The 228-nt window shown below is 66.7% G+C and carries 1 pseudogene; it reads left to right on the forward strand.

From position 1 onward, the window contains the following. Positions 1–10: 10 nt before the first annotated feature. Positions 11–228: pseudogene (locus L687_RS37620) on the forward strand (sugar ABC transporter substrate-binding protein); the annotation flags it as partial.

The following is a 228-nucleotide window of genomic DNA, read 5'->3' on the forward strand; positions in this document are numbered from 1 at the left end:
GGAGGACACCATGAAGAAGCTCCGCGCAATCGCCTTGATCGGCGCCACCGCTCTCATCGCCACCGGATGCTCGGCCGGAGGAGGCGGCGGCGAAAGCTCAGCCGACGGCACCGGCCCCATCAGCATCTGGCTCTCCAACAACGAACAGGAACTCGCCTGGGGCACCGCCGTGGTCAAGGCCTGGAACGACGAGCACCCCGACGAGAAGGTCAAGGCGCAGGAGATCCC

This window comes from Microbacterium maritypicum MF109, from assembly GCF_000455825.1.
GTDB classification, from domain to species: Bacteria; Actinomycetota; Actinomycetes; order Actinomycetales; family Microbacteriaceae; genus Microbacterium; species Microbacterium maritypicum_A.